Source organism: Sphingobium sp. (assembly GCF_049304695.1).
Taxonomy (GTDB): domain Bacteria; phylum Pseudomonadota; class Alphaproteobacteria; order Sphingomonadales; family Sphingomonadaceae; genus Sphingobium.
Map to the genome: position 1 here is coordinate 158,599 of NZ_JBAQOK010000081.1, position 22,709 is coordinate 181,307.

At 62.0% G+C, this 22,709-nt stretch carries 20 protein-coding genes; 4 read left to right on the forward strand and 16 right to left on the reverse strand.

The features are described from left to right. Window positions 1–20: 20 nt before the first annotated feature. Window positions 21–2,744, forward strand: a complete 2,724-nt coding sequence (locus tag WA070_RS15595) for a valine--tRNA ligase (protein WP_422634834.1) — start codon at window positions 21–23, stop codon at window positions 2,742–2,744. 77 nt (window positions 2,745–2,821) lie between these two features. Then, window positions 2,822–4,273 carry an MATE family efflux transporter gene (locus WA070_RS15600; RefSeq protein WP_422634835.1) on the forward strand — a complete coding sequence of 484 codons (1,452 nt, stop codon included), beginning with the start codon at window positions 2,822–2,824 and terminating at the stop codon, window positions 4,271–4,273. A 62-nt stretch (window positions 4,274–4,335) separates the two neighbouring features. Here WA070_RS15600 and WA070_RS15605 read toward each other — a convergent pair whose 3' ends face one another. After that, window positions 4,336–5,991, reverse strand: coding sequence for an ATP-binding protein (locus WA070_RS15605; protein WP_422634836.1), 1,656 nt, complete (start codon window positions 5,989–5,991; stop codon window positions 4,336–4,338). 278 nt (window positions 5,992–6,269) lie between these two features. Here WA070_RS15605 and WA070_RS15610 point away from each other — a divergent pair, with 278 nt between their 5' ends. Beyond that, the gene (locus tag WA070_RS15610) at window positions 6,270–7,343 is read left to right on the forward strand and encodes an acyltransferase family protein (RefSeq protein ID WP_422634837.1); all 1,074 of its coding nucleotides are present in this window, start codon (window positions 6,270–6,272) and stop codon (window positions 7,341–7,343) included. On the opposite strand, the gene WA070_RS15615 is transcribed toward WA070_RS15610, so the two are convergent. From WA070_RS15615 to WA070_RS15665, 11 genes are all read right to left on the reverse strand, one after another. Beyond that, complete coding sequence (locus WA070_RS15615; RefSeq protein ID WP_422634838.1) at window positions 7,338–8,345, reverse strand: LLM class flavin-dependent oxidoreductase; 1,008 nt, start codon at window positions 8,343–8,345, stop codon at window positions 7,338–7,340. The genes WA070_RS15610 and WA070_RS15615 overlap by 6 nt on opposite strands. A 49-nt stretch (window positions 8,346–8,394) precedes the next feature. Further along, entirely contained in the window at window positions 8,395–8,835 is a 441-nt protein-coding gene (locus tag WA070_RS15620) for an Hpt domain-containing protein (protein WP_422634839.1), read from the reverse strand. Between the two features lie 71 nt (window positions 8,836–8,906). Beyond that, window positions 8,907–9,122, reverse strand: coding sequence for a sulfurtransferase TusA family protein (locus WA070_RS15625; RefSeq protein ID WP_422634840.1), 216 nt, complete (start codon window positions 9,120–9,122; stop codon window positions 8,907–8,909). A 2-nt stretch (window positions 9,123–9,124) separates the two neighbouring features. Beyond that, on the reverse strand, window positions 9,125–10,489 hold the full coding sequence (gene der / locus WA070_RS15630; RefSeq protein ID WP_422634841.1) for a ribosome biogenesis GTPase Der: 1,365 nt from the start codon (window positions 10,487–10,489) through the stop codon (window positions 9,125–9,127). 144 nt (window positions 10,490–10,633) lie between these two features. Continuing rightward, entirely contained in the window at window positions 10,634–11,983 is a 1,350-nt protein-coding gene (locus WA070_RS15635) for a PQQ-binding-like beta-propeller repeat protein (RefSeq protein WP_422634921.1), read from the reverse strand. Window positions 11,984–11,996: 13 nt separating this feature from the next. Beyond that, window positions 11,997–12,695 (reverse strand): tetratricopeptide repeat protein, encoded by a 699-nt coding sequence (locus tag WA070_RS15640; RefSeq protein WP_422634842.1) that lies wholly within the window; start codon window positions 12,693–12,695, stop codon window positions 11,997–11,999. 75 nt (window positions 12,696–12,770) lie between these two features. Continuing rightward, window positions 12,771–13,643: a 3-methyl-2-oxobutanoate hydroxymethyltransferase gene (gene panB / locus WA070_RS15645; RefSeq protein ID WP_422634843.1), complete on the reverse strand. Its 873-nt coding sequence runs from the start codon at window positions 13,641–13,643 to the stop codon at window positions 12,771–12,773. Between the two features lie 169 nt (window positions 13,644–13,812). After that, window positions 13,813–16,266, reverse strand: coding sequence for a TonB-dependent receptor (locus WA070_RS15650; protein WP_422634844.1), 2,454 nt, complete (start codon window positions 16,264–16,266; stop codon window positions 13,813–13,815). 85 nt (window positions 16,267–16,351) lie between these two features. Next, window positions 16,352–16,540: a YezD family protein gene (locus WA070_RS15655; RefSeq protein ID WP_422634845.1), complete on the reverse strand. Its 189-nt coding sequence runs from the start codon at window positions 16,538–16,540 to the stop codon at window positions 16,352–16,354. Between the two features lie 106 nt (window positions 16,541–16,646). Beyond that, window positions 16,647–17,315, reverse strand: a complete 669-nt coding sequence (locus tag WA070_RS15660) for an RBBP9/YdeN family alpha/beta hydrolase (protein WP_422634846.1) — start codon at window positions 17,313–17,315, stop codon at window positions 16,647–16,649. 141 nt (window positions 17,316–17,456) lie between these two features. After that, window positions 17,457–17,822: a PRC-barrel domain-containing protein gene (locus WA070_RS15665; RefSeq protein ID WP_422634847.1), complete on the reverse strand. Its 366-nt coding sequence runs from the start codon at window positions 17,820–17,822 to the stop codon at window positions 17,457–17,459. An 87-nt stretch (window positions 17,823–17,909) separates the two neighbouring features. Between WA070_RS15665 and WA070_RS15670 the strand changes: the two genes are divergently transcribed. Then, on the forward strand, window positions 17,910–18,341 hold the full coding sequence (locus tag WA070_RS15670; protein ID WP_422634848.1) for an OsmC family protein: 432 nt from the start codon (window positions 17,910–17,912) through the stop codon (window positions 18,339–18,341). On the opposite strand, the gene WA070_RS15675 is transcribed toward WA070_RS15670, so the two are convergent. The 4 genes from WA070_RS15675 to WA070_RS15690 form a co-directional block, all read right to left on the reverse strand. Next, complete coding sequence (locus WA070_RS15675; protein ID WP_422634849.1) at window positions 18,313–19,239, reverse strand: DMT family transporter; 927 nt, start codon at window positions 19,237–19,239, stop codon at window positions 18,313–18,315. The two genes, WA070_RS15670 and WA070_RS15675, sit on opposite strands and share 29 nt — an antisense overlap. 55 nt (window positions 19,240–19,294) lie before the next feature. After that, window positions 19,295–20,107, reverse strand: a complete 813-nt coding sequence (locus WA070_RS15680; RefSeq protein ID WP_422634850.1) for a class I SAM-dependent methyltransferase — start codon at window positions 20,105–20,107, stop codon at window positions 19,295–19,297. A gap of 107 nt (window positions 20,108–20,214) precedes the next feature. Beyond that, complete coding sequence (locus WA070_RS15685; RefSeq protein ID WP_422634851.1) at window positions 20,215–21,738, reverse strand: CpaF family protein; 1,524 nt, start codon at window positions 21,736–21,738, stop codon at window positions 20,215–20,217. 565 nt (window positions 21,739–22,303) lie between these two features. After that, the gene (locus WA070_RS15690) at window positions 22,304–22,558 is read right to left on the reverse strand and encodes an ATP synthase F1 subunit epsilon (protein WP_422634852.1); all 255 of its coding nucleotides are present in this window, start codon (window positions 22,556–22,558) and stop codon (window positions 22,304–22,306) included. Between the last annotated feature and the right edge of the window lie 151 nt (window positions 22,559–22,709).

A 22,709-nucleotide genomic window follows, 5' to 3' on the forward strand; every position in this document is an offset into this window, starting at 1 on the left:
AAGCGGTTAAAGCGCGTGCCATGACCGATCTGCCCAAAACATTCGACCCCGCCGAAATCGAAGCCCGCTGGTACGCCCATTGGGAAAGCAACGGCCTGTTCCGGCCCGAACGCCCCGATGCGCAGCCTTTCACGATCGTGAACCCGCCGCCCAACGTCACGGGCAGCCTGCATATCGGCCATGCGCTCGACAATACATTGCAGGACATCGTGATCCGCTACGAACGGCTGCGCGGCAAGGATGCGCTGTGGGTCGTGGGCACCGACCATGCGGGCATCGCGACACAGATGGTGGTCGAACGGCAATTGAACGCACGGCAGCAGAAGCGCACTGACTTCACCCGCGAAGAGTTCATCGCAAAGGTGTGGGGGTGGAAAGAAGAGAGCGGCGGCACGATCACCGGCCAGCTGCGTCGTCTCGGTTGCTCGATGGACTGGGCCAATGAACGTTTCACCATGGACGAGGGCTTTTCGAAGGCCGTCGTGAAGGTGTTCGTGGAACTGCACAAACGCGGCCTGCTTTACCGCGACAAGCGCCTCGTCAACTGGGATCCGCATTTCCGCTCCGCCATTTCCGATCTGGAAGTGGAGACGAAGGAGACCAAGGGCGGCTTCTGGCACTTCCGCTATCCGCTGGCCGATGGCGTGCGCCTGCCCGATGGCGCGGATCATATCGTCGTCGCCACCACGCGCCCCGAAACGATGCTGGCCGACATGGCCGTCGCGGTGAACGCCGCCGACCCGCGTTACAGCGCCGTCATCGGTAAGGATATTCTCCAGCCGATCACCGGCCGCCGCTTCAAAATCGTCGCCGACGACCATGCCGACCCGGAACTGGGTTCTGGCGCGGTCAAGATCACGCCGGGCCACGATTTCAACGATTTCGAAGTCGGCAAGCGCGCCGGGCTGAAAGCCACCGACATGCTCAACATGTTCGACGCCGACGCCAATGTCGTCCAGACCGCCGACGGCCTGATCCCCGACCGGTTCATCGGCCTCCACCGCTTCCGCCGCGACGGCGTCGATGGCGCGCGCGAACTGGTCGTGGCGGAGATGAAGGGGCTCGGTCTGCTTGTCCCCCACATCACCAAGGACAAGGATGGCGAACCGCAGGAAGCCGACTTCGAACCACGCACCATCCAGACGCCCTTCGGCGACAGGTCCGGCGTGGTCATCGAACCCTGGCTGACCGACCAATGGTATGTCGACGCCGCGAAGCTGGCCGTTGCGCCGACCCAGGCCGTGCGCGACGGCCGCATCGAAATCATCCCCAAAACATGGGAAAAGACCTTCTTCAACTGGATGGACAATATCCAGCCATGGTGCGTCTCACGGCAACTCTGGTGGGGGCATCAGATACCGGCGTGGTTCGATGAAGACGGCATCCCCTATGTCGCCGAAACCGAAGCGGAAGCGCAGGCGCTTGCCGGGAACAAGCCGTTGACCCGCGATCCCGACGTCCTCGACACATGGTTCTCCTCCGCTCTCTGGCCTTTCGGCACGCTGGGCTGGCCGGATCAGACCGATGCGCTCGCTCGCCACTACCCCGGCGACCTGCTGATCTCTGGCTTCGACATCCTGTTCTTCTGGAACGCACGCATGGCGATGATGGGGATGGAGTTCATGGGTCCCGAGCGGAGCGACCTGCAAGACAAAGTCCCGTGGAAGAAACTCTACCTCCACGGTCTCGTCCGCGCAGCCGACGGACAGAAAATGTCCAAGTCCAAGGGCAATGTGGTCGATCCACTCGGCCTGATCGACAAGTTCGGCGCGGATGCGCTGCGGTTCTTCATGAGCGCCATGGAAAGCCAGGGCCGCGACGTGAAGATGGATGAAAAGCGGGTCGAGGGCTACCGCAACTTCGCGACGAAGCTGTGGAACGCCGCGCGCTTCCTGCAATCCAACGGCGTCACCGCATCGACCAGCGTCGAAGCGCCCGCCGCGCAACTGCCCGTCAACCGCTGGATCATCGCCGAAACCGTGGGATGCGTGCAGGCGATCGACACCGCCATGGCCGAACTGCGTTTCGACGCGGCGGCCAACGCTATCTATCATTTCGTGTGGGACCAGTTTTGCGACTGGTATATCGAACTGACGAAAGGCGCGATGGATGAGGAAACCCGTGCCGTTGCGGGTTGGACCTTCGACCAGATCCTCGTCATGCTCCACCCCTTCATGCCCTTCATCACTGAAGAATTGTGGCATCTGACGGGCGAGCGAGCCAACGCCCTGATCGTCGCGCAATGGCCACATGCGCTGGCCGCGATCGACACGGATGCGCAGGCGGAAATCGACTGGTTGATCCGTCTGGTCAGTGCGATCCGCACTGCGCGCACCGAACTCAACGTGCCCCCCGGCGCGAAACTGCCGATGGTGGTTTGTGACGGTGCGGACGAAACGCATCGCCGTCTCGATCGGCAGGGTGCAGCGTTGGCGCGACTGGGTCGGATCGAAAGCCTGACTTTCGGCGATGCGCCCGACGGCGGCGCAGCGCAGATCGTTGTCGATGAAGCGACCTTCATCCTGCCGCTCGAAGGCGTCATCGACATCGCCTCTGAAAAGGCCCGCCTCGCCAAGGCGCTGGCCGCCGCTGAAAAGGAGCGCGACGCGCTGGGCGGACGCCTGTCCAACCCCAGTTTCGTGGAAAAGGCCAAGCCCGAAGCCGTCGCCAAGGCGCGCGAGGATCATGGCGAAAAGACAGCCGAAGCCGAAAGGCTGAAGGCCGCGCTGGACCGGCTGGGCTGAGCAGGTAAGAGAGGGGTGCTCCCGCGCAGGCGGGCGTCCAGTTGCAAGGCTGGCAATATAGTGGAAGGGGCAGGCTGATGGCGGCAAGCAGACCGGGCGCGAAAGACCTGACGCAGGGGCCAATCGCATCGACCCTGCTTATGTTTGCCGTCCCCACGCTGGCGTCGAACATCCTCCAGTCGCTCAACGGGTCGATCAACGCCATCTGGGTCGGGCGCTTTCTGGGCGCACAGGCACTGGCCGCGACTGCCAATGCCAATATCATCATGTTCCTGATGTTCTCGATCGTTTTCGGTTTCGGCATGGCATCGACCGTCCTGATCGGTCAGGCGATGGGACGGCGCGACATCGACGCGGCCCGGCGCGCCTTCGGGTCAGCCGTGGGCTTCTGCCTCGTACTGGCGGTCATCGTGGCCACGGCGGGATGGATCGGCGCGCCCGCGCTGCTGCGTCTGCTCGCCACTCCGGCCGAAGCGTTCGACATGGCACTCACCTATCTGCGCGTCATTTTCATCGCCATGCCCGCTACCTTGTTGTCAGTCATGATGATGATGGGCCTGCGCGGCGTGGGTGATGCGCGCACGCCGCTTATCTTCATGATCGTGTCCGTCGTCATCGACCTCGTCCTCAATCCGGTCCTCATCCTGGGTCTGGGACCGGCACCCGCCATGGGCATTGCCGGATCAGCGACGGCAACGGCAGCGGCGGGCATTATCAGCCTGATCGGCCTGGTCGCCTACACCTATGCCAAGGATCTGCCGCTGCGGCTGCGCGGTGCGGAACTGAACTATCTGCTTCCTGCCGCCGACCAGATGCGCGTGCTCCTGAGCAAGGGGCTGCCCATGGGCATGCAGATGATCGTGATGTCGGCATCCGGTCTGGTCATGATCGGCTTCGTCAATCGCGAGGGTCTGCTGGTGACCGCGGCCTATGGCGCGTCGCAGCAGCTATGGACCTATCTTCAGATGCCCGCGATGGCGATGGGTGCGGCGGTCAGCGCCATGGCGGCGCAGAATATCGGTGCCGGACGATGGGACCGGATCAGCCGCATCACCGCCTACGGCATCGGCTATCAGCTACTGATCACCGGCGCGATGGTTACGGTAATGCTGGTCTTCCACGAAGCGTTGCTGGCGCTCTTCTTGGGCGATAATGTTTCGGCGATCGCGGCGGCATGGCACATGCAGTTGCGCGTCAGCTGGAGCTTCCTGGCCTTTGGCTGCACCATGATCCTGTTCGGGGTCATGCGGGCGAACGGCGTAGTGGTAAAGCCGCTGCTCATTCTGGCCTTCACCCTGTTCGTGGTGCGGATCGGCTTTTACCATGTGGGCTTTCCGCTGATCGGCGTCGATGCCCTGTGGTTCAGCTATCCGGTTAGCTCGTTCACCGCAATGCTGCTGGCGGTCCTGGTCTATGCGCAGGGCGGATGGCGCAAGGCCAAGCTGCTGGTGCCGGTGCATGAAGAGGAATGTCGCGAGACCGTGAACAGTGACGCGGAACCGGCAGGGCGTTTGAACCCGACGGGCTAGGGCGATTTCCAGTCAGATGGAATAATCGGACGATTCGGAAATCGCGGTAAGCATAAGGCGACTTATCGCCCCTGATTGCGCCAGCGGGTGATGGTGCGGTCGAGGATGTCGGCCTCGCCCCCCGACTGCCGCCATAGTTCGGTAAAACTGGGGTCGCCCGACGCGGGGCGGCGATGTTCTTCCAGATTGTCGAGCGCCACGCGGATCGGCACTGCGACGCCCTCACCACAGATGATCGCCTCGCGATTGCGCAGCGCCGGAATCGAATCGAGGAAACCGCGCGCGCCCTCTGGCATGGCGGCCTTCACAAAGGCCTGATCGCGATCATTGTTCAAACGCATGGAAATGATCGTGCCGCACTGCGACAGAACGCCTTCGGCCAGATCCGACGGACGCTGCGTGATCAGGCCCAGTGATATGCCATATTTGCGGCCTTCCTTGGCGATCCGCTCCAATATCTTGCGCACGGCCTGCCCGCCGCCGCTGGTGCTGCTGGGGATGTAGCGATGCGCTTCCTCACACACCAGCAGGATGGGGCGCTGCGGTTCGTCGCGCGCCCAGATGGCGTAATCGAACACCAGCCGCGACAGCACCGACACCACGGTCGACGTGATGTCCGACGGCATGGCCGACACGTCGATGATCGAAATGGGCTTGCCGTCCGATGGCAGGCGGAAAATCTTGGCGATGAACGCCTGCATCGTATCGGCGACCAGCATCCCTGAAAACATGAAGCCGTAGCGGGGATCGGCCTTGATCTCGTCGATCTTGGTTTTGAGCCGCATGTAGGGCAGCGAGTTGGTGCCCTTGTCCAGCTTGCCCATCTCGTTTTGCAGGATGTTGGTCAGGTCCGACAACAGATAGGGGATCGGCGAATCCACCGTCAGCCGCCCGATCTGCTCGGCCAGCCGGTTCTTCGTGCGCGCCGCCAGCAGGCATTTGGCCAATATGTCGCAATCGACCGTGCGTTCCGAACCCGACGATGTGACGAACACTTCACAATGTTCTTCGAAATTCATCAGCCAATAGGGCAGGGCCAGATTGTTGACGTCATAGACTGCGCCATTGGTGGCGAAGGCCGCGCCATATTCGCCATGGGGGTCGATCATCACGATATGCCCCTGCGGCGACAGGTCGCATATGCGGTGCAGGATCAGTGCGGCGCTGGTCGATTTGCCCGTGCCGGTCGATCCCAGCAGGGCGAAATGCTTGCCCAGCATCGAATCGACATAGAGCGCGGCGCGCGTGTCGCTGGTGGGATAGACGGTGCCGATCTCGACATGGGGCCGGTCGTCGGCGGCGTATATCTGCTGCATGTCCGCACCGGACACCGGGAAAATATCGGTGCCGGGCGTGGGATAGCGAGTAACGCCGCGCCGGAAACGGAAAATCCGGCCGCTCGGCTGCTCCTCATCGCCTTCGCCCAGAAAATCGATGTCGGCGATGATGCTCTTGGTCGCATGATCCAGCGTCATCGTCCTGACGCTGGCGATCAGCCAGCTTGCACCCACGCGCATCTTTACCTGGCTGCCGACCTGCCCCGCCATGGCGATGCACGGATCCAGATCCTGCCCCAATATGGCCAGCCGTTCCGTGTCGATCAATATCTTGGAACTGGATCCGGCGATCTGGAATACCATGCCCATAGCCTCGCGGACGCCGACATGCGCGGATGCCGCTGCGGCCGTGAAATGTTGCGCTCCAGGCATATGGGTCATGAGCCTTATCGTCCCTCCCGCCGGAAAGGCTTCCGGTTAACAGGAACTGATTAAGGCATAGAGGTAAATATTGGCTTATCCTTGCCCGGACCCAGCGCTTGCCGCGATCATGATGCGATAGGAGATGTTAAGGCGCAGTAAGCACCGGTCCAAAACGGATCGACATCATCCTCCCGGAACGGGTAGGACTTTGAGGGATTATACAGGCGAAACGATCAACGCTTTGGCTTGTCCTGTAGGTTTGCCTTTCGATCCGTCAACAACAACAGGACGTCTGCTTGCCCGAAACAATATACGCCGCCCGCCCGCGCCGATCCGATGCGATCGCCATCGCGCGGGTCGTTTGCATATTAGGCGTCGTCTATGTCCATGCCTGGACTGGTCGCAGTGGCGAAGCCCTCGCCGAACTGCGTGGAACGGGGCAGGATGCGCTACGCTGGGGCTTGATGGAAATTTTCGGACGCAGCGCCGTGCCATTGCTGGGCCTGATTTCCGGCTGGCTTGTCGCGGGATCGAACCGAACGCGTGACTTTTCCAGCCATATCCGGCGCAAAGCGCGCACGATCGCCCTGCCGATGATCCTGTGGAACATCATCGCCATCATTCTGGTCGGCGGTGCTGCGCTCTGTCTGGATTTGACCGCGCCCATACCCAAATCGTTTGAGTGGGCGATGCAGGAAATCTTCATCCTGACCCGCAATCCCGACATCAATGTGCAGATGCCGTTCCTGCGCGACCTGTTCCTGTGCATGGTCGCAGCGCCCTTGCTGGTCAGGATGCCGACATGGGGGCTGGCGCTTGTCGCGCTTGCCGCCGCTGTCGCCCATATTGCTGGCATTGGGCCACCATTGCTGATGCGGGCGTCCATCCTGTTCTTCTTTACCGGCGGTATGATCGCCCGTCGCAACGACTGGGCGGAGCGGGCGGTCGCCATTCCGGCGATAGCGGCAATCGCGCCTTTTGCCCTGCTCATTTCAGCGCAACTTTACGTCGCGATCATGGTCGGCGACGCGATGCCACGTAACGCTGCTCTCGCGCTTGATCTGGCCGTGCGGGTTACAGCGGCGCTGGCCTTCTGGCGTCTGGCATGGGCGCTGGCAGGCAGCCGCATGCGCAACGCGTTGCTGCGGATCGAACCGTTCGTTTTCTTCCTGTTCTGCGCGCACCTGATCCTGATCTGGCTGGGCGGGCCATTTCTGGGCAAGCTGTTCGGGCGCATGGGGTCGCCGCTCTATCCGCTCTACCTGCTGCTCCAGCCGCTGATGGTGCTGGCTGTCGTCATCGCGATCGCCACTGTCCTGCGCAGGATTGCGCCACGCTCCGCCGCGATCCTCAGCGGCGGACGTCTATAGCGCGGGTTCGGCCATTGTGATGGCCTGCGCCGCCGCCATGGCGATGGCAAAGCTCCGCTTGCGCGCCACAGGATCAAATATCTGGCCCGTTACGATAATCTCATCCGCCTGCGTACGCCGCAGGAAGGCCGCCATGTCCCGCTCGACATCCACCTGCGTGCCGATGCTCGATACGCTCAGCACATCGGACAGCATCGCCTGCGCTTGGCCAGGCAGCGACTCATAATAGCCCGCCACCGGCGGCTGGAGCTTGCCGGGCTGCCCGGTGCGCAGCCGCACGAACGCCTGTTGCATCGAACTGGCAATCAGCTTCGCCTCATCCGCGTCATCGGCGGCAAAGACATTATAAGCGGCCATGACATAGGGATCTTGCAGCTGCGCCGAAGGACGGAAGTCGCGCCGGTAAATCGCAATCGCCTCGTCCAGCGCGGCAGGCGCGAAATGCGATGCAAAGGCATAAGGCAGGCCCAATGCCGCAGCCAGTTGCGCACCATACAGGCTCGATCCCAATATCCACAATGGCACGTCCGCGCCCGCGCCCGGCGTCGCCTTTATGCCGACCCGATCGTCGCCAGCAAAATAGGCCTGCAATTCCATCACGTCGCGCGGAAACTGGTCCGCTCCGCCACTCAGGTTCCGGCGGATTGCCTGTGCCACGCGCTGATCGGAACCGGGCGCTCGGCCCAGGCCTAGATCGACGCGACCGGGGAACAGCGCGTCCAGCGTGCCGAACTGTTCGGCAATCACCAACGGCGCATGATTGGGCAGCATGATGCCGCCTGCGCCGATGCGAATGGTGGATGTCGCATGGCCGATATGGGCCAGCACCACGGCGGTAGCGGCTGACGCAATGCCTGCCATGCCATGATGTTCGGCCACCCAATAGCGATGATAGCCCAGCGCCTCTGCATGCGCAGCCAGATCGGCGGCATTGGCAAAGGCGGTGGAAATGTCGTCGCCTTCACGGACGGGGACAAGGTCGAGCAGGGAAAAGCGGGTCATGGCCCTCATATGGGGTCATAAACCGTTGCATTTCAATACGTGTTTTATCTTAAAGCGCGCGGCCGAAACTGCTGACGGTGGTATCGGCCCGACGACCAAAGGTCGCAGGCCGCCGCGCGACCACCGGGCTGGCGTCGCGGTCGAGCAGCGCCATCGTCTGCGCAAAACAGGGTTTCAGCGCAACGACGATTTCGATCAGTTCCTCCGGCCCTTCATGCGTTTCCACACACCGGCGGGCGACCATTTCTATCTCTTCGGCCATGCCGCTCAGGCGATAGGCGCCGAACTGGGCGGCTTCGCCCTTCAGAGTATGGGCCGGCGTCACTAGCGCAGCGGCGTTGCGCGCGCGAAACGCATCCTCGATCGCCCGAATCGACTTGGCCCCGTCTTCTCGAAAATAGCCCAATATGCGCGCGAATGCGGCGCCCAACTCGGCGCGGGTCTTGGCAAACTCAGTTTCGTTTACGAAGTCTGCGTCTTGATGAACCACGCGCACCGCTCCTTGATAGACCGATCATTTCATAGCGACCGGACGTAAACAGCCGGTTAAAAGTCCAGCCTTCACCCCTTGTGGATCAGGGCAAAGCGATGCGGGGCAATGACGATGAATTGCCAGCCATGCTGGACAGCCAGCGCCTCCAGTTCACGCCCCGCGATCGGATCGTCAGCCTCGATCTCAATAGCATCGGCCTCCCGCATCGCACGCGCCGCGCGCAGGGCGGGCCAGGGACATTTCATGCCCCTGGCGTTGACGACGACCGGATCGGCGGCAGCCATCCTTATTTGGTAGCGAACGGGTTCTTCTGGCTGCGCAGCGTCATGCGCACCGGCACCGCGCCAAAACCCAGTTCCCGCCGAATGCCGTTCACCAGATAGCGGCGATAGCTTTCCGGCAGATCGTCCAGTCGCGTGCCGAACAGCACGAACGTCGGCGGGCGAGTCTTGTTCTGCGTGATGTAGCGCAACTTGATCCGTTTGCCGCCCGGAGCAGGCGGTGGATTGGCCTCCAGCGCGGTTTCGAACCAGCGGTTGAGTATGCCGGTGGACACGCGCTGCGACCATGCCGTGCGGGTTTCGAACGCGACATGGATCAGGTCGTCCAGACCCTTGCCGGTCGATGCCGATACGGTCATGATCGGCACGCCGCGCACCTGTGCCAGCCCGTCGTCCAGCGCTTTCTTGATGCCCTGATACAGGGCCGAACCATGTTCGACCGTATCCCATTTGTTGAGCGCGATGACGAGCGCGCGCCCTTCTTCCAGCACCTTGTCGGCAATGCGCAGATCCTGCGCTTCCAGCCCACGGGTCGAATCGAGCAACAGCACGACGACTTCGGCGAAGTTCACAGCGTTCAGGCCGTCGGATACCGCCAGCTTTTCCAGCTTGTCCTGCACCTTGGCATGTTTGCGCATCCCCGCCGTGTCGATCAGGCGGACAGGGCGATCCAGCCCGTCGCGACTGGTCCACATCCAGTCGACGGCGATACTGTCGCGAGTGATGCCCGCTTCCGGTCCTGTCAGCAGCCGGTTTTCGCCCAGCAGCCGGTTAATCAGCGTGGACTTGCCCGCGTTGGGACGGCCGACGATCGCCAGCTTCAGCGGCGCGCTTTCGTCGTCCTCGTAAAATTCCTTCTCATGCGCGAACTCTTCGCGTTCCAGATGCGGCAGCAGCGCCTGGAACAGGTCGCCCATCCCCTGACCATGTTCGGCGGAAAAGGGGATCGGCTCGCCCAGCCCCAGGCTGAAGGATTCCATCACGCCATCGTCGGCCGCTTTGCCTTCGGCCTTGTTCGCGACCAATATCACCGGCGCATCATTGGCGCGCAGCCAGCGGGCGATTTCTTCGTCCAATGGCGTGATGCCCGCGCGCGCGTCGATCATGAACAGGGCGACGTCGCAATTCTCCACCGCCGCTTCGGTCTGCATCCGCATCCGGCCGGGCAGAGTGTTGGCGTCCTCATCTTCATAACCGGCGGTGTCGATGATGGTGAAGTCGAGGCCGATCAGATGCGCCTCTCCCTCACGCCGATCGCGCGTCACGCCGGGCTGGTCATCGACCAGCGCCAGCTTCTTGCCGACCAGACGGTTGAACAGGGTGGACTTGCCCACATTGGGCCGCCCGACAATGGCTACTGTGGGCAGCATGGAGGCCCGTTCCTTCAATAAATGATCCTCCCCTGGCAGGGGAGGTGGCTGGCGAAGCCAGACGGAGGGGTGGCACGCTCTCGATAGCATGACACCCCTCCACTGCTTCGCGGTTCCCCTCCCCTTGCAGGGGAGGATGTTTTATCAACGCAGCGCCGTCAATTTTCCATCGTCGGCGAGTACGTAAAGCATATTATTGGCAACAACCGGCGACAGCGACATGGACCGATCCATGTCCACCTCCGTCTGCACAGTGCCGTTAGTCGGATCGACATAGACCATCTGGCCGCGCGTCGAAACCACGATCAGGCGACCACCGGCCAGGATCGGCCCGGTCCAGCGGATCGCCTTGTCCTTTTTCTTTTCCTTCTGCCAGCGGCGCAACTGGCTGATCCAGCGGATCTTGCCGGTAGCACGCGCCACGCAGAGCAGGCGGGCGTCGCTGGTGACGACGAACACCCACTCGCCGATGACCGTCGGGGTGGAAATGCCTGCGATGTTGATTTCCCACAGGCGCTGCCCGCTGGTCAGTTCATAAGATGCCATGCGGCCGCCCTGACCAATCGCAAATACGCGACCCCGATCGATAACCGGATCGGCATCGATGTCCGTCAACGACGCGACGGCGGTAGAAATGCTGGTACGCGAAAGAGCGTCACCCCACAGCGTCCGGCCATTTTCGTAGCGATAGGCATTGAGTTCGCCCGAGCTATAGCCCGCGATCACCGTACCCTGCGCAGCGGCGGGGGCAGCGACGCCGAATACGCCCGTCACCTGCAACGTACCGCTGTCGGTCCACTGGGTCGCGCCATCGGACTGGTTCAGCGCGAAAATCTGGTTGTCCTGCCCCATTAGATAGACATGGCCGTTTTCCAGCGTCGGCGCGCCGCGCAACGGCCCCGACAGATGCTTTTTCCAGATCACTGCCCCGTCGGCGACATTAAGCGCAAACACGTCGCCCATGCCGGTGCTGGCGAACACGCGATCACCAATCACGCTGACGCCACCGCCAAACAGGGCGCGGCCATTGCCCTTGCCTTCGGATGGAAGGGGGGTCTGCCACAGCTTGCTGCCGCTGGTCGCGTCGAACGCCATGACATGCGCACCCGCATCGGTGACGAACAGCTTGCCGCCCGATATGACGGGCGATGCGGCCAGCCGCGCCTGCGGCGAACTGCCCTCGATCGATGCGGTCCAGACGCTGACAGGCGAAGCGCCCAGCGCGACGTTGCCCATCGCCTTGGACGGATTGCCGCCGGGCTGTGCCCAGTCCTGATTGACATAGGGGGCAGGCAGGGAGACGGGCACGTCGGCCAGCGCCGGTTCGATCTCGACACCCTGTTCGTTGTTCAGGATGGACGTGCGATTGCCGACTACGGGCGTTTTCGGCCCGCCCTTCTTACCGCCCACGATGCCGCATCCCGCCAGCAGCGCAATCATGGCGGTTAGGGTTATGGCGCGGCCGATGGGCGCGATCCTGTTCATGCTGTGCATCGCCATCCGCTGTTTATCCCTGTACCTGTTCGGCGGGCAATTCGACCGCATCGATTCCCAATAGTCCGGCCATCTGTCGCGCACGTGAACGGATCGACTGCGGCACGTTCGGATCTTTGGCAATGCCCGCAAAAAGCGGCCCGGCCAGATCGGGCTTGTCCATCTTCATATAGGCGATGGCGACCAGTTCGCCTGCGCTGCCGAACCACGGCGCACCCTCAATCGCGAGGGGCTTTAAGCGATCGACGATCTGCTGGGGCTTGAGCGTTTCATATTCCAGCGCGGTCTGGCGGATCAGCGCCAGATCGCGATAGGGCTGGTTCAGCCCCGTGTCGGCGGCCATCGCGCTGTACATCGCGATCGCGGCCTTTGCGTCGCCCTTGCGCGACGCCACGCCAGCCTTCACCAATTGCGCGGATGCGCGATAGCCCGGCTGGCTGGCCTGCGTCAGCGCGTCGAGCTGCTTGGGGTCGGGTGTCCCTCCACCGGTCGCGGTCGCCAGCACGGCATCCATCTGCTCGGACACCGCTTCGGACTGCGTCTTGCTGTGATGCTGCCAATAAAGCCAGCCACCAAAGCCAGCCAGAGCAACGACAATAGCGACCAGGATCCAGCGACCATAGCGCTGCCAAACGGTCAGCAACTGGTCCTGCCGGACGGCTTCGTCGACCTCCCGCATGAAGGCTTCACTATTTTGCGGCGTGAGGGCCACGGGATTCTCCAAGAAATGGATCAGACATGTTTGCCGGAACCGGCGACCAATAGCGGTGCTTATGCGACAGGCAAATCACTTTTTCGGGCGATACACCTGTTCTTCGGTCGGAAAGCTGCGGTTGCGCACATCGGTGGCATAGCGTTCCGCTGCCGAAGCGATCGTTTCGGCGATGTTGTCGAAGCGTTTGACGAAGCGGGGCACACGCTCGAACATGCCCAGCATGTCCTCCGTCACCAGCACCTGCCCGTCGCAATGGGCCGACGCGCCGATGCCGATCACGGGAATATCCACGCTGTCGGTGATGGCGACGGCCAGTTCCTCCATCACGCCCTCCAGCACCAGCGCAAACGCGCCTGCACCTGCCACGGCGCTGGCGTCGGCCATGATCTTGGCATGTTCCTGCTGGCTCTTGCCCCGCGCGCCATAGCCGCCCAGCGCGTTCACCGCCTGCGGCGTCAGGCCGATATGCGCCATCACCGGGATACCCCGCTGGCTCAGAAAGGCGATGGTGTCGGCCATGGCCTGCCCACCCTCCAGCTTGACCGCCGCCGCACCGGTTTCCGCCATGATGCGGCTGGCGCTGGCAAAGGCCTGCTGGGGCGATGCTTCATAGCTACCGAACGGCATGTCGACGATCACGAGGCTGTGATAGCTGCCCCGCACCACCGCCGCGCCATGGGCGCACATCATGTCGAGCGTGACGGCCAGTGTGGAGGGCAGGCCGTAAATCACCTGACCCAGCGAATCGCCGACCAGCAGCATGTCGCAATGGGGGTCGAGCAACTGCGCCTGCCGCGCGGTGTAGGCGGTCAGCATCACCAGCGGCTCGGCCGTCGCCCCTTCGAACTTGCGCCGCTGGATCGCGGGCACGGTCAGGCGCTTCATCGGCGCAGGGGTGGGATTGGCGCGGCTGGTCGACGTGTCGATCGTAAAGGTCGTGGACATCGCCGCGCTTTAGCGCACCGCGCGCCATGCCGCAAATGCAACTAAAGATCCTCCCCTTGCAGGGGAGGGGGACCGGCGGAGCCGGTGGAGGGGTGTCACCCTATGATGGCGGCAACACCCCTCCGTCTGGCCTGCGGCCATCCAACTCCCCTTGCAGGGAAGGAATACCCTAAAACGAAAATTTGATCGTGCCGCCCCATGTCTGCGGATCGCCGACTTGCCCGGCGATCAGGCCAGTATTGCCCGGTGCGACCTGAAGGTTTTCGATATAATTCACGTCGAACGCGTTGCGGACCCACCCAAAGACATCGAACCCGTCACCCCGGAAACCAGCCCGGAAGTTGGTCAGCGCATAGCCCTTCACCTGCGTATAGATGGACGGCGACGCGTTGGAGTTCCAGCGCGATCGGTAATTGCCGTCCACGCCCAGATAGACCTGCCCCTCCTTCGCCAGCAGCGTCACAGGCTGGTTGACCTCCGCGCCAAAGGAGAAGGCCCATTTCGACACACCGGGCAGGCCTTGCCCCGAAATATCGCACTGGCGCGGGCTAAGCGCGCCGGGAACGCCCGGCTGCGAATAGTTGGCGGCCTGACCCAAAGGCTGCAACGTGCCGCCGGACAGTTCGGGCGGGCAGGGGGCGTTGGTGAACTTCTCGTACTCGGCGTCGGTATAGGCGCCATTGGCATAGGCGGTGAAGCGGTCGCTCGCTACGATCTTGAAGTCCGCCTCTATGCCCTGCGACCGCACCTTCTCCGCATTGGCAAGGTATCCGCGCACCGTGCCGAACTGGCCGCCATTCACCGTCGCCTGGAAATTCCTGATCTCCGTGCGGAAGGCCGACAGGTTGAACGTCGCCCGACGATCCCAGAACTGGGTCTTGAGGCCGATTTCATAATGGTTGACTGCTTCCGGCTTCACCGTGCTGGCGTCGTAATTGACGCTATTGTCGGCGTTGAGCGGCAGGCCGTTCTGGTTGATGCCCAGCGTCTTGAAACTCTTGGCATAGGTCGCATAGGCCAGCACGTCGCGGGCCAGCGCATAGTTGACGTTGAAATCGTAAGTGAAGTTCCACGCGCTGTCGGACGGCGCACTGATCTGCGGCTGATACACGCCGCACTGCTGGGATGTGCCAGCGATCGTGCCGGGCGTGGGGACCGTAGTGCAACTGATGGCCTGCCCCTGCGCGTTGGTGACGACGCGCTGGTAGAAACCCGACTTCTTGTCATAATTCAGGCGCACGCCCGGCTGGATGGTCAGCGCGTCCGTCACCTTCCAGCTCAGTTGCCCGAACAGCGCGGCGCTGTCGGCCTTCAGATATTGCGTATTGCTGGCGGTCAGGCCGTCCAGCGTCGCGGGCCGGTTGGCGGCATTGTTCGGGTCGGTGGACGGGGCCAGACTCCATTGCGCTGCGGCGCTGCCCTGCTGTTCGGTGCCTTGGGTGTCGATCCGCTGCCTGAAACCGAACAGGCCGATGACGAAGTTGACGTCTTTGCTGTCGTAATTGTAGCGGAATTCCTGGCTATACTGGTTCTGTTGCGACGGATTCTGCGATTTCGCCACGATCGGCAGGCCGGTAAAATCGCGGTCATTTTCCGGCTTCCAGTCCCAGAAGCGCCATGCAGTCACGGAGGTCAGTGAGCCGGGGCCGACGTCCCACTTCACTTTGGCCGATACCCCGCCAATCCTGTTACCTGCGTTCAGATTGCTGTCGAGGTCAGACAGTCGATCATAGGGATTGCGGCTCGGGACGACATAATTTTGTGCGGCGGCCAGTGCGTCATATTGGCGATTAAGCGGACGCTGGGTGCGACCGACCCGTACGAAGGTGGTGCCGCAACATTCGGGGTCCTGCTTGCTGTAATCGCCCGACAGGGTGACGCTGAAATCATCGTTGGGTTTGAACAATAATTGCCCGCGAAAGCCGACATTGTCCTGCTCGTTGATCCAGCGCTGACTGGTGACATTGTACAGCGTTCCGCGACGCGTGGTCGACGCGATGGCAATCCGCGCGGCGATCGTGTCGCTCAACGGCCCGGATACAGCCGCCTTGGCCTGCTTATAGTTCAGGTTGCCCACGGTCAGTTCGGCGCGCCCTTCGAAATCGAACGTCGGCTGGTTGGTGGTGATATTGATCGCGCCAGCGGTGGTATTCTTGCCATAGAGCGAACCCTGCGGCCCGCGCAGCACTTCGACCTGCGCCACGTCCAGAAAATCGAAGGTCGCGGCGGCGACGCGGCTGTTATAAACATCATCGACATAAATGCCCACGCCCTGTTCGAACCCGTCGCTGGTCAGGCCGAACGGCACGCCCAGACCACGGATGTTGACCGACGTGTTGCGCGGGTTGGTGGTATAGACCTGCAATGTCGGCGCCAGTTGTTGCAGTTTGACGATGTTGAAATTGCCCGTCGCTTCGATGCTGTCGCCCCGGATCACCGATATTGCCAGCGGCACTTCCTGCGCGGTTTCCTGGCGGCGGCGCGCGGTGACGACGATGACGTCGCCGCGCGGGCTTTGCACTGTGGGGTCGGCCTGTTCAGGCGCGGCATCCTGCGCAAAGGCGGCAGGCGCGATGAAGGAGGCGCTTGCCACGCTGGCAAGCAACAGAAAACGCGCAATCATGATGGTCCCCTTTTTGTCCGGAAGTCCGGTATTCATGCGATGGCCGCCTTGCCGGGGTGCCGGTCAAAGCCGTGAAATAATCAGGTCAGGTCGTCAGCCGCGTCTTTTCAGTGACGTCGATCTGCACCACGCGGGCGTCGTGGACGGTCAGCGTGATCGATCCGAAACGCAGGTCCGCCAATATGCCCTTCACCTTGTCGATGCTGGCGGCGATGTCGATGCGCTGGCTATCGCTTCGATCGCCGCGCAGGTCATGATGTCTGATGTCTGTCATATATGGCCCTCTGGCTCTGCTTATTATCTCAACCTAATAGATAGACAAAAAAGCAAATATAGGGGACGCGCAAGTTTGCCTTGTCGCGTCCCGCCCGTGACGTGTTTCATGGATTGGCGGGCCAGACCGTCGCTTTATGGGTGGCGATGCGCATCGGCATGGCGGGCCGCGACTGGCGCATGGCCGACGCCTGCTCCTGCGCATTGTCGATCAGCCGTTCCAACAACGCCTGACCAGCGCTCCATTCGCCCAGCCCCGACGCGGCGTTGATATGCCCGGCATGGCCAGCATCGACAAATTCGCTACCCCAATATTTGCCGATACTGTGGGCGCGCTCAAAGAAAATATAAGGATCGTCGCGGCTGGCGACGAGAATGGAGGGGAAGGGCAGTTGCGCGCGTGGCGTAGGGCCAAAACCGCCAATGCTCTCGGGCGTTTCCATGCGATCGCAATCGGGCGGCGCGACCAGCAGCGCGCCGGTGACGGGCCAGCCATAGGCCTGGCTCTGCAACGCACCCCACCATGCGACCGCCAAGCAGCCCAGACTGTGCGCGGCCAATATCACCGGGCCGTCCGCCGCACGGATCGCCGCATCCAGCCGCGTGACCCAGGCATTGCGATTGGGACCGGCCCAACTGCCCAGGTCCACGCGCTCGCAATCGCCGCGCTTGTTCTCCCACATTGTCTGCCAGTGATCTGGCCCGCTATTGTTGAGGCCGGGAATGGTCAGCACCACCGGCTGACGCGCATCACCCGAAAAACCGAATCGCTCCATGGTCTGGTCCTCGTCCCTGACTATCGAGCCTTCTACCTAATTCTATTATTATGGTAGACAATAGTTTGGAGACCAAATGTGTCATAATCTGGGCAGGCGGATGCGGCGATCGGATGCGCGCATCCGCCTTGCTCACGCGACCTACCAGGGATAGGCCAGCCCATAATATTGATAGACGTTGCGGCCATAGCCATCGTCATAATCGGGGCGATCCTCCCCGGCATAGCGCGGCGCGGCGTCTAGCACCTGCTTGTCCAGTTCGACGACATAGCCGCCCTGTTCCGTGTCATAGTTCAGCATCGACCAGGGCAGGGGGTAATAGTCGTTGCCGATCCCCATGAACCCGCCAAAGGACAATGTGGCATAGCGTACCTGTCCGCTGCGCTTATCGACCATGAAATTGGCAATCTTGCCGAGTTTTTCGCCCTGCCGATTGTAGACCACAGTGCCTTCAACCCGGTCGGACGCGATCAGGTCGCCGTGGTTTTCCGTCGCAAATTGCGTCATCGTCACTCTCCTGCAATGATTATCCCATCCTTATGCAACCATGGCAGGCGGCAGGGGTTCCCCGGTCATCTCAACAGGAGCATCGACATGAAAATCAATCGCAGCGGTTCGGCAGCATGGAGCGGCGGGCTGAAGGATGGCAAGGGTACGATATCGACCCAGAGCGGCGCGCTGGACGCCTATCCCTACGGCTTTGCCACCCGGTTCGAAGGCGTCCCCGGCAGCAATCCGGAAGAACTGATCGCTGCCGCCCACGCGTCCTGCTTCACCATGGCGCTGTCCATGATCCTGGGCGAAGCCGGACTGACGGCGGACAAGCTGGAAACAAGTGCGGTGGTCACTCTGGAAAAGAAAGACGACGGCTTTGCCGTGACCGCCAGCGCGCTGACGCTCAAAGCGACCATCCCCGGCGCGGACGACGCCACGTTTCAGGAACTGGCGGCCAAGGCCAAGGCAAACTGCCCCATTTCCAAATTGCTGAACGCAGACATCAGCCTGTCGGCGGAACTGCTGGGCTGATCCGCATCGCTCTGGCGCGGCGATGTTCGCGCCAGGCGATATACAGGCCGCTGGCGATAATCAGGGTCGCCCCGATCCAGGTCGTCGCCTGCGGCCAATCCTCGCCGATCGCGACGCCCAGCAGGGTGGTCCAGATGATCGCGCTATAATCCATCGGCAGCACGACCGACACTGGCCCCCATCGCAGGGCAGCGGTCAGGCAAATCTGCGCGATGCCGCCCACCAGCCCGATCAGTACCAGCAGTCCCCACGTCGCCGGATCATGCATCTGCGCAAAGAAGGGCATGACCAGCCCCAGCGGCACCATCGACAGGGCGGTGAACCAGAACACGATGACACCGGCATTTTCCGTGCGCCCCAGTTCGCGCAGGACCAGACTGACGCTGGCGGTGACGAACGCGGCGGCGATCGCGACGGCCACGCCCTGCATCGGGAAATGCCCGGCATCGGGTCGCACCATCACCAGCACGCCGACAAAGCCGATCAGCACCGCGCTCCACCGATGGATGCCAGTGACCTCGCGCAGGATCAGCGCCGACAGGATCGTACCGAAAATCGGCATGGTGAAACCGATCGTCGCCGCTTCGGCGGGCAGCAGCAGGATGTAGGACAGGAAATTGAGCATCATGCCGGTCAGGCCCAACATCATGCGGCTGGCATGAACGGAAATGCGGCGCGTGCGTACCGCGCTTAAGCCCCCGGTCATGGCGATCCAGGCGAACACGAACGGCAGCGCCAGCGCCTGTCGGTAAAAGAGCGATTCGACCAGATGCACACCGCGCTGATCGACCACGCGCACGGTCACGAACATGATCGACAGGCAAATGACGGCCGTCAGGCGCAACCCAATGGCAAGCAGCGGTCGGTGCGGGCGCGCAAGGGGAACGGCGGCAGTCATCGCGCCGCCTTAACCCGGTTGCGCCAGCGCGCAACCGGGCAGGGGCATGCGCGACTTATTTAACCGGCTTGCGGAATTTCAGCGTCATCCGGTCGCTTTCGCCGATCGCCAGATATTTATCCTTGCCGACATCTTTCTCGGCCAGCACGGGTGGCAGCGTCCATACGCCCTTGGGATAATCGGCACGGTCCTTGGCGTTCGCATTCACTTCCGACGCGCCGACATATTCGAAACCTGCCGCCTGCGCGATGCGGCGAATGGTCGATACTTTCAGATAGCCGCTGCTTTTTTCCAGCGCGGTGTCCCGGCTTTCAGGCAGGCGATGATCGACCACGCCCAGCGTCCCGCCGGGCTTGAGCATCGTAAAGAAGGCATTGAACGTGTCCGCCTCCTTGCCGCCCATCACCATATTATGCACGTTGCGGAACGTCAGCACCGTGTCCACGCTGCCTGCGGGGATGGTCGCTGTTGCGTCGGGATAGATGACCAGCTTGACCTTGTCATAGGCGGCAGGCTGGGTGGCCAGGAATTTCTTATAGCCATCGACATAGCTGCCTGCGGGCTGGAGCGCGTAAAACGTCCCCTTGTCGCGCAGCAACGGTGCCAGAATTTCCGAATACCACCCGCCGCTGGGGCTATATTCCACGACCGTCTGCGTCGGCTTGACCCCGAAAAAGGCCAGCGTTTCCTTGGGGTGACGATATGTGTCGCGCACCACATTCTTGGGGGTCCGGGTAGGCGCGGAGACGGCGGCGGCGATCGGGTCCGCCCCCTTCTTCATGGCATGGCCTGCATGCTGGGCGGCAAGGGGCAGGACGGGAAGGGCAAGGCCGGTCAGCACGAGCGCGGCGCGGGCGAGACGGTTCATCGGGGATCCTCTCATTCTGGGGAGAGAGGATGTGTGCCGTCCGGCGCAGTGGGATGCAAGCGCGCGATGCAAATACGGGCGAGGAACATGCCTCGCCGCGCTTTATTTTACAGGCATGCTTCCAGAAACGGCTGGTCGAACCCGAACATCCGCGCCTTGTCCAGCGTATAGGGACGCAGGCCCATGGAGCGATATTCACCGACGATTTTTCCGCTGTCGTCCTCGTCATGATATTCGAACTTGAAAAGTTCCTGGGTGACGATGACGTCGCCTTCCATGCCGATGACTTCGGTCACATTGGTCACGCGACGCGACCCGTCGCGCAGGCGCTTCACCTGGATGATGAGGTCGACCGAATCGGCAATCTGCTTGGAAATCGCTTCCTTGGGAATTTTGATGTCGCCCATCAGGATCATATTTTCCATACGGCCCAGACACTCGCGTGGGCTGTTGCTATGGAGCGTACACATGGACCCGTCATGGCCCGTGTTCATCGCCGCAAGCAGGTCGAAACATTCCGCGCCACGAATTTCGCCCAGAATGATGCGATCCGGCCGCATACGCAGGGCGTTCTTGACCAGATCGCCGATGGAGATCGCGCCATTGCCTTCCAGATTGGCGGGCCGCGTTTCCAGCGGCAGCCAGTGCGGCTGTTGCAAGCGCAATTCGGCCGCATCCTCGATCGTCAGCACGCGCTCGCCCGGATCGATCATCTTGGACAGGGCATTGAGCATCGTCGTCTTGCCCGAACCGGTGCCGCCCGAAATGACGATGTTGAACCGGCAAGCGCCCGCAATCTTCAGCGCAGTGGCCATCTTGGGCGACATCGCGCCCCATCCGGCCAGCATGTCGATGGTGATCGGCTTGGCGGAAAATTTACGAATGGAAATGGCCGTCCCGCGCAGCGACAGCGGCGGCACGATCACGTTGACGCGGCTGCCGTCGGGCAGGCGGGCGTCGGCCAGCGGCGTGGTTTGATCGACGCGGCGACCGACCTTGCTGACGATCCGCTGGGCGATCTGGAACAGATGCTCTTCATCGCGGAACTTGATGGGCGCGATGATCAGCTTGCCCTTTTTTTCGATATAGGTCTGGTCCGGGCCGTTGACCATGATGTCGGTGATATCCGGGTCGGACAGCAATTCCTCCAACGGACCAAGGCCCAGCAGTTCATCGACCAGCACCTTTTCCAGCGCGAACTGTTCGCGCCGGTTCAGCGTCAGCTTCAATTCCGCCAGCACTTCCATGATGATCGGGCGGAATTCCTCCGCCAGTTCATCCTTGGTCAGCGTCGCGGCGGCTTCGGGATCGACGCGTTCCAGCAGGCGGGGAAGAACCTGCTCCTTGATCTTGTGGACGCTGGCTTCGAAACCCTGCGGTCCGGCGTCGGGCGCATGTTCGGCATTGGCGCGATCCGACAGGCGGGCCATCGCATCGGCGTTGCGCTGCAACTGGCTGGTCGGCGCGGCCAGCGTATCGGGCGCACTTTCGCCGGGCAGGGCGGCAAGGTCGATCGGGGGAAACTGATCGCCCCCGCGCGGTTCTTCCTTGCCCCCACCGTGCATCGGCCGGGCAACGCCAAAGCCGGATTTCGTGCCGGCAGGTCCATTTTTCCGTCCAAAGGCGCTCATATATCTCCGCCAGCATGTCGCGACCGATTGCGCCACAAAGGCGGCCGGTCAAAGGGGTCCGATAAAGGTGAATAGGCTGGAAACTTTGATAAAAGCCTAATGGCGCGCAGATGCATCAATGGGGGGCTGGGATGGGATGATCGCGGTACCGCGTTGCGCCTGCAATAGGGATGCGCACCTCATTATAACGCCGAGCTACTGACCTCGATTGCCCGAGTTGGAGCGGCGGGGAGATCAGCGCGAGGGGGTCTGAAGCCTTTACGCCACATCCGTTCGCTTCGAGCGAAGTCGAGAAGCCAGATGCGCCAGCCTCACGGCCTTAACCGGCCCGTAAAGGATCATGATAAACGGAAGGCTGGCATTCATTGCAAGGCATCATACGATAGAAAGATATGCGCGGGAGGCGACGATGCACCAGCCACAAGCTACGATGCCCGCGAAGCGGAGCAGCAGCAAAGCGATCCGTCATTCACGCCAAAGAAAAAGGGGCGCAAAAAGCGCCCCCGGTTTTAGCTATCACAAGCAATAAGGCGGGATCTGACCGGGCCGCCTCGATTGAACACGATCAGCCCGCCTTTTCCGCCAGGACCGTCAGGCCCTTTTCATTCACTTCGGCAAAACCGCCCTCGACCTGAATGATTTCGGGGGGTGCGCCAGCGCTGGCGATAATCTGAAGCGCGCCATCGCGTACCGTGGACATGAACGGCGCATGGCCCTCCAGCACGCCGAAATCACCATCGGCGCCAGGCACCACGACCTGCCATACATCGACCGAACGGACGAGCTTTTCCGGGGTCACGAGTTCAAAATGCAGTGCCATTTTTCAATCCTCTTGCCCTCTCCCGCGTTTGCGGGAGAGGCTACGAAGGCTTGGCAGCGTGCTGCCTAGTCGAAGTCGGTGAGGGTCTTCCTTCCTGCACTTACAGAAATGAAAACAGACCCTCACCCAACCCTCTCCCACGAAAGCGGGA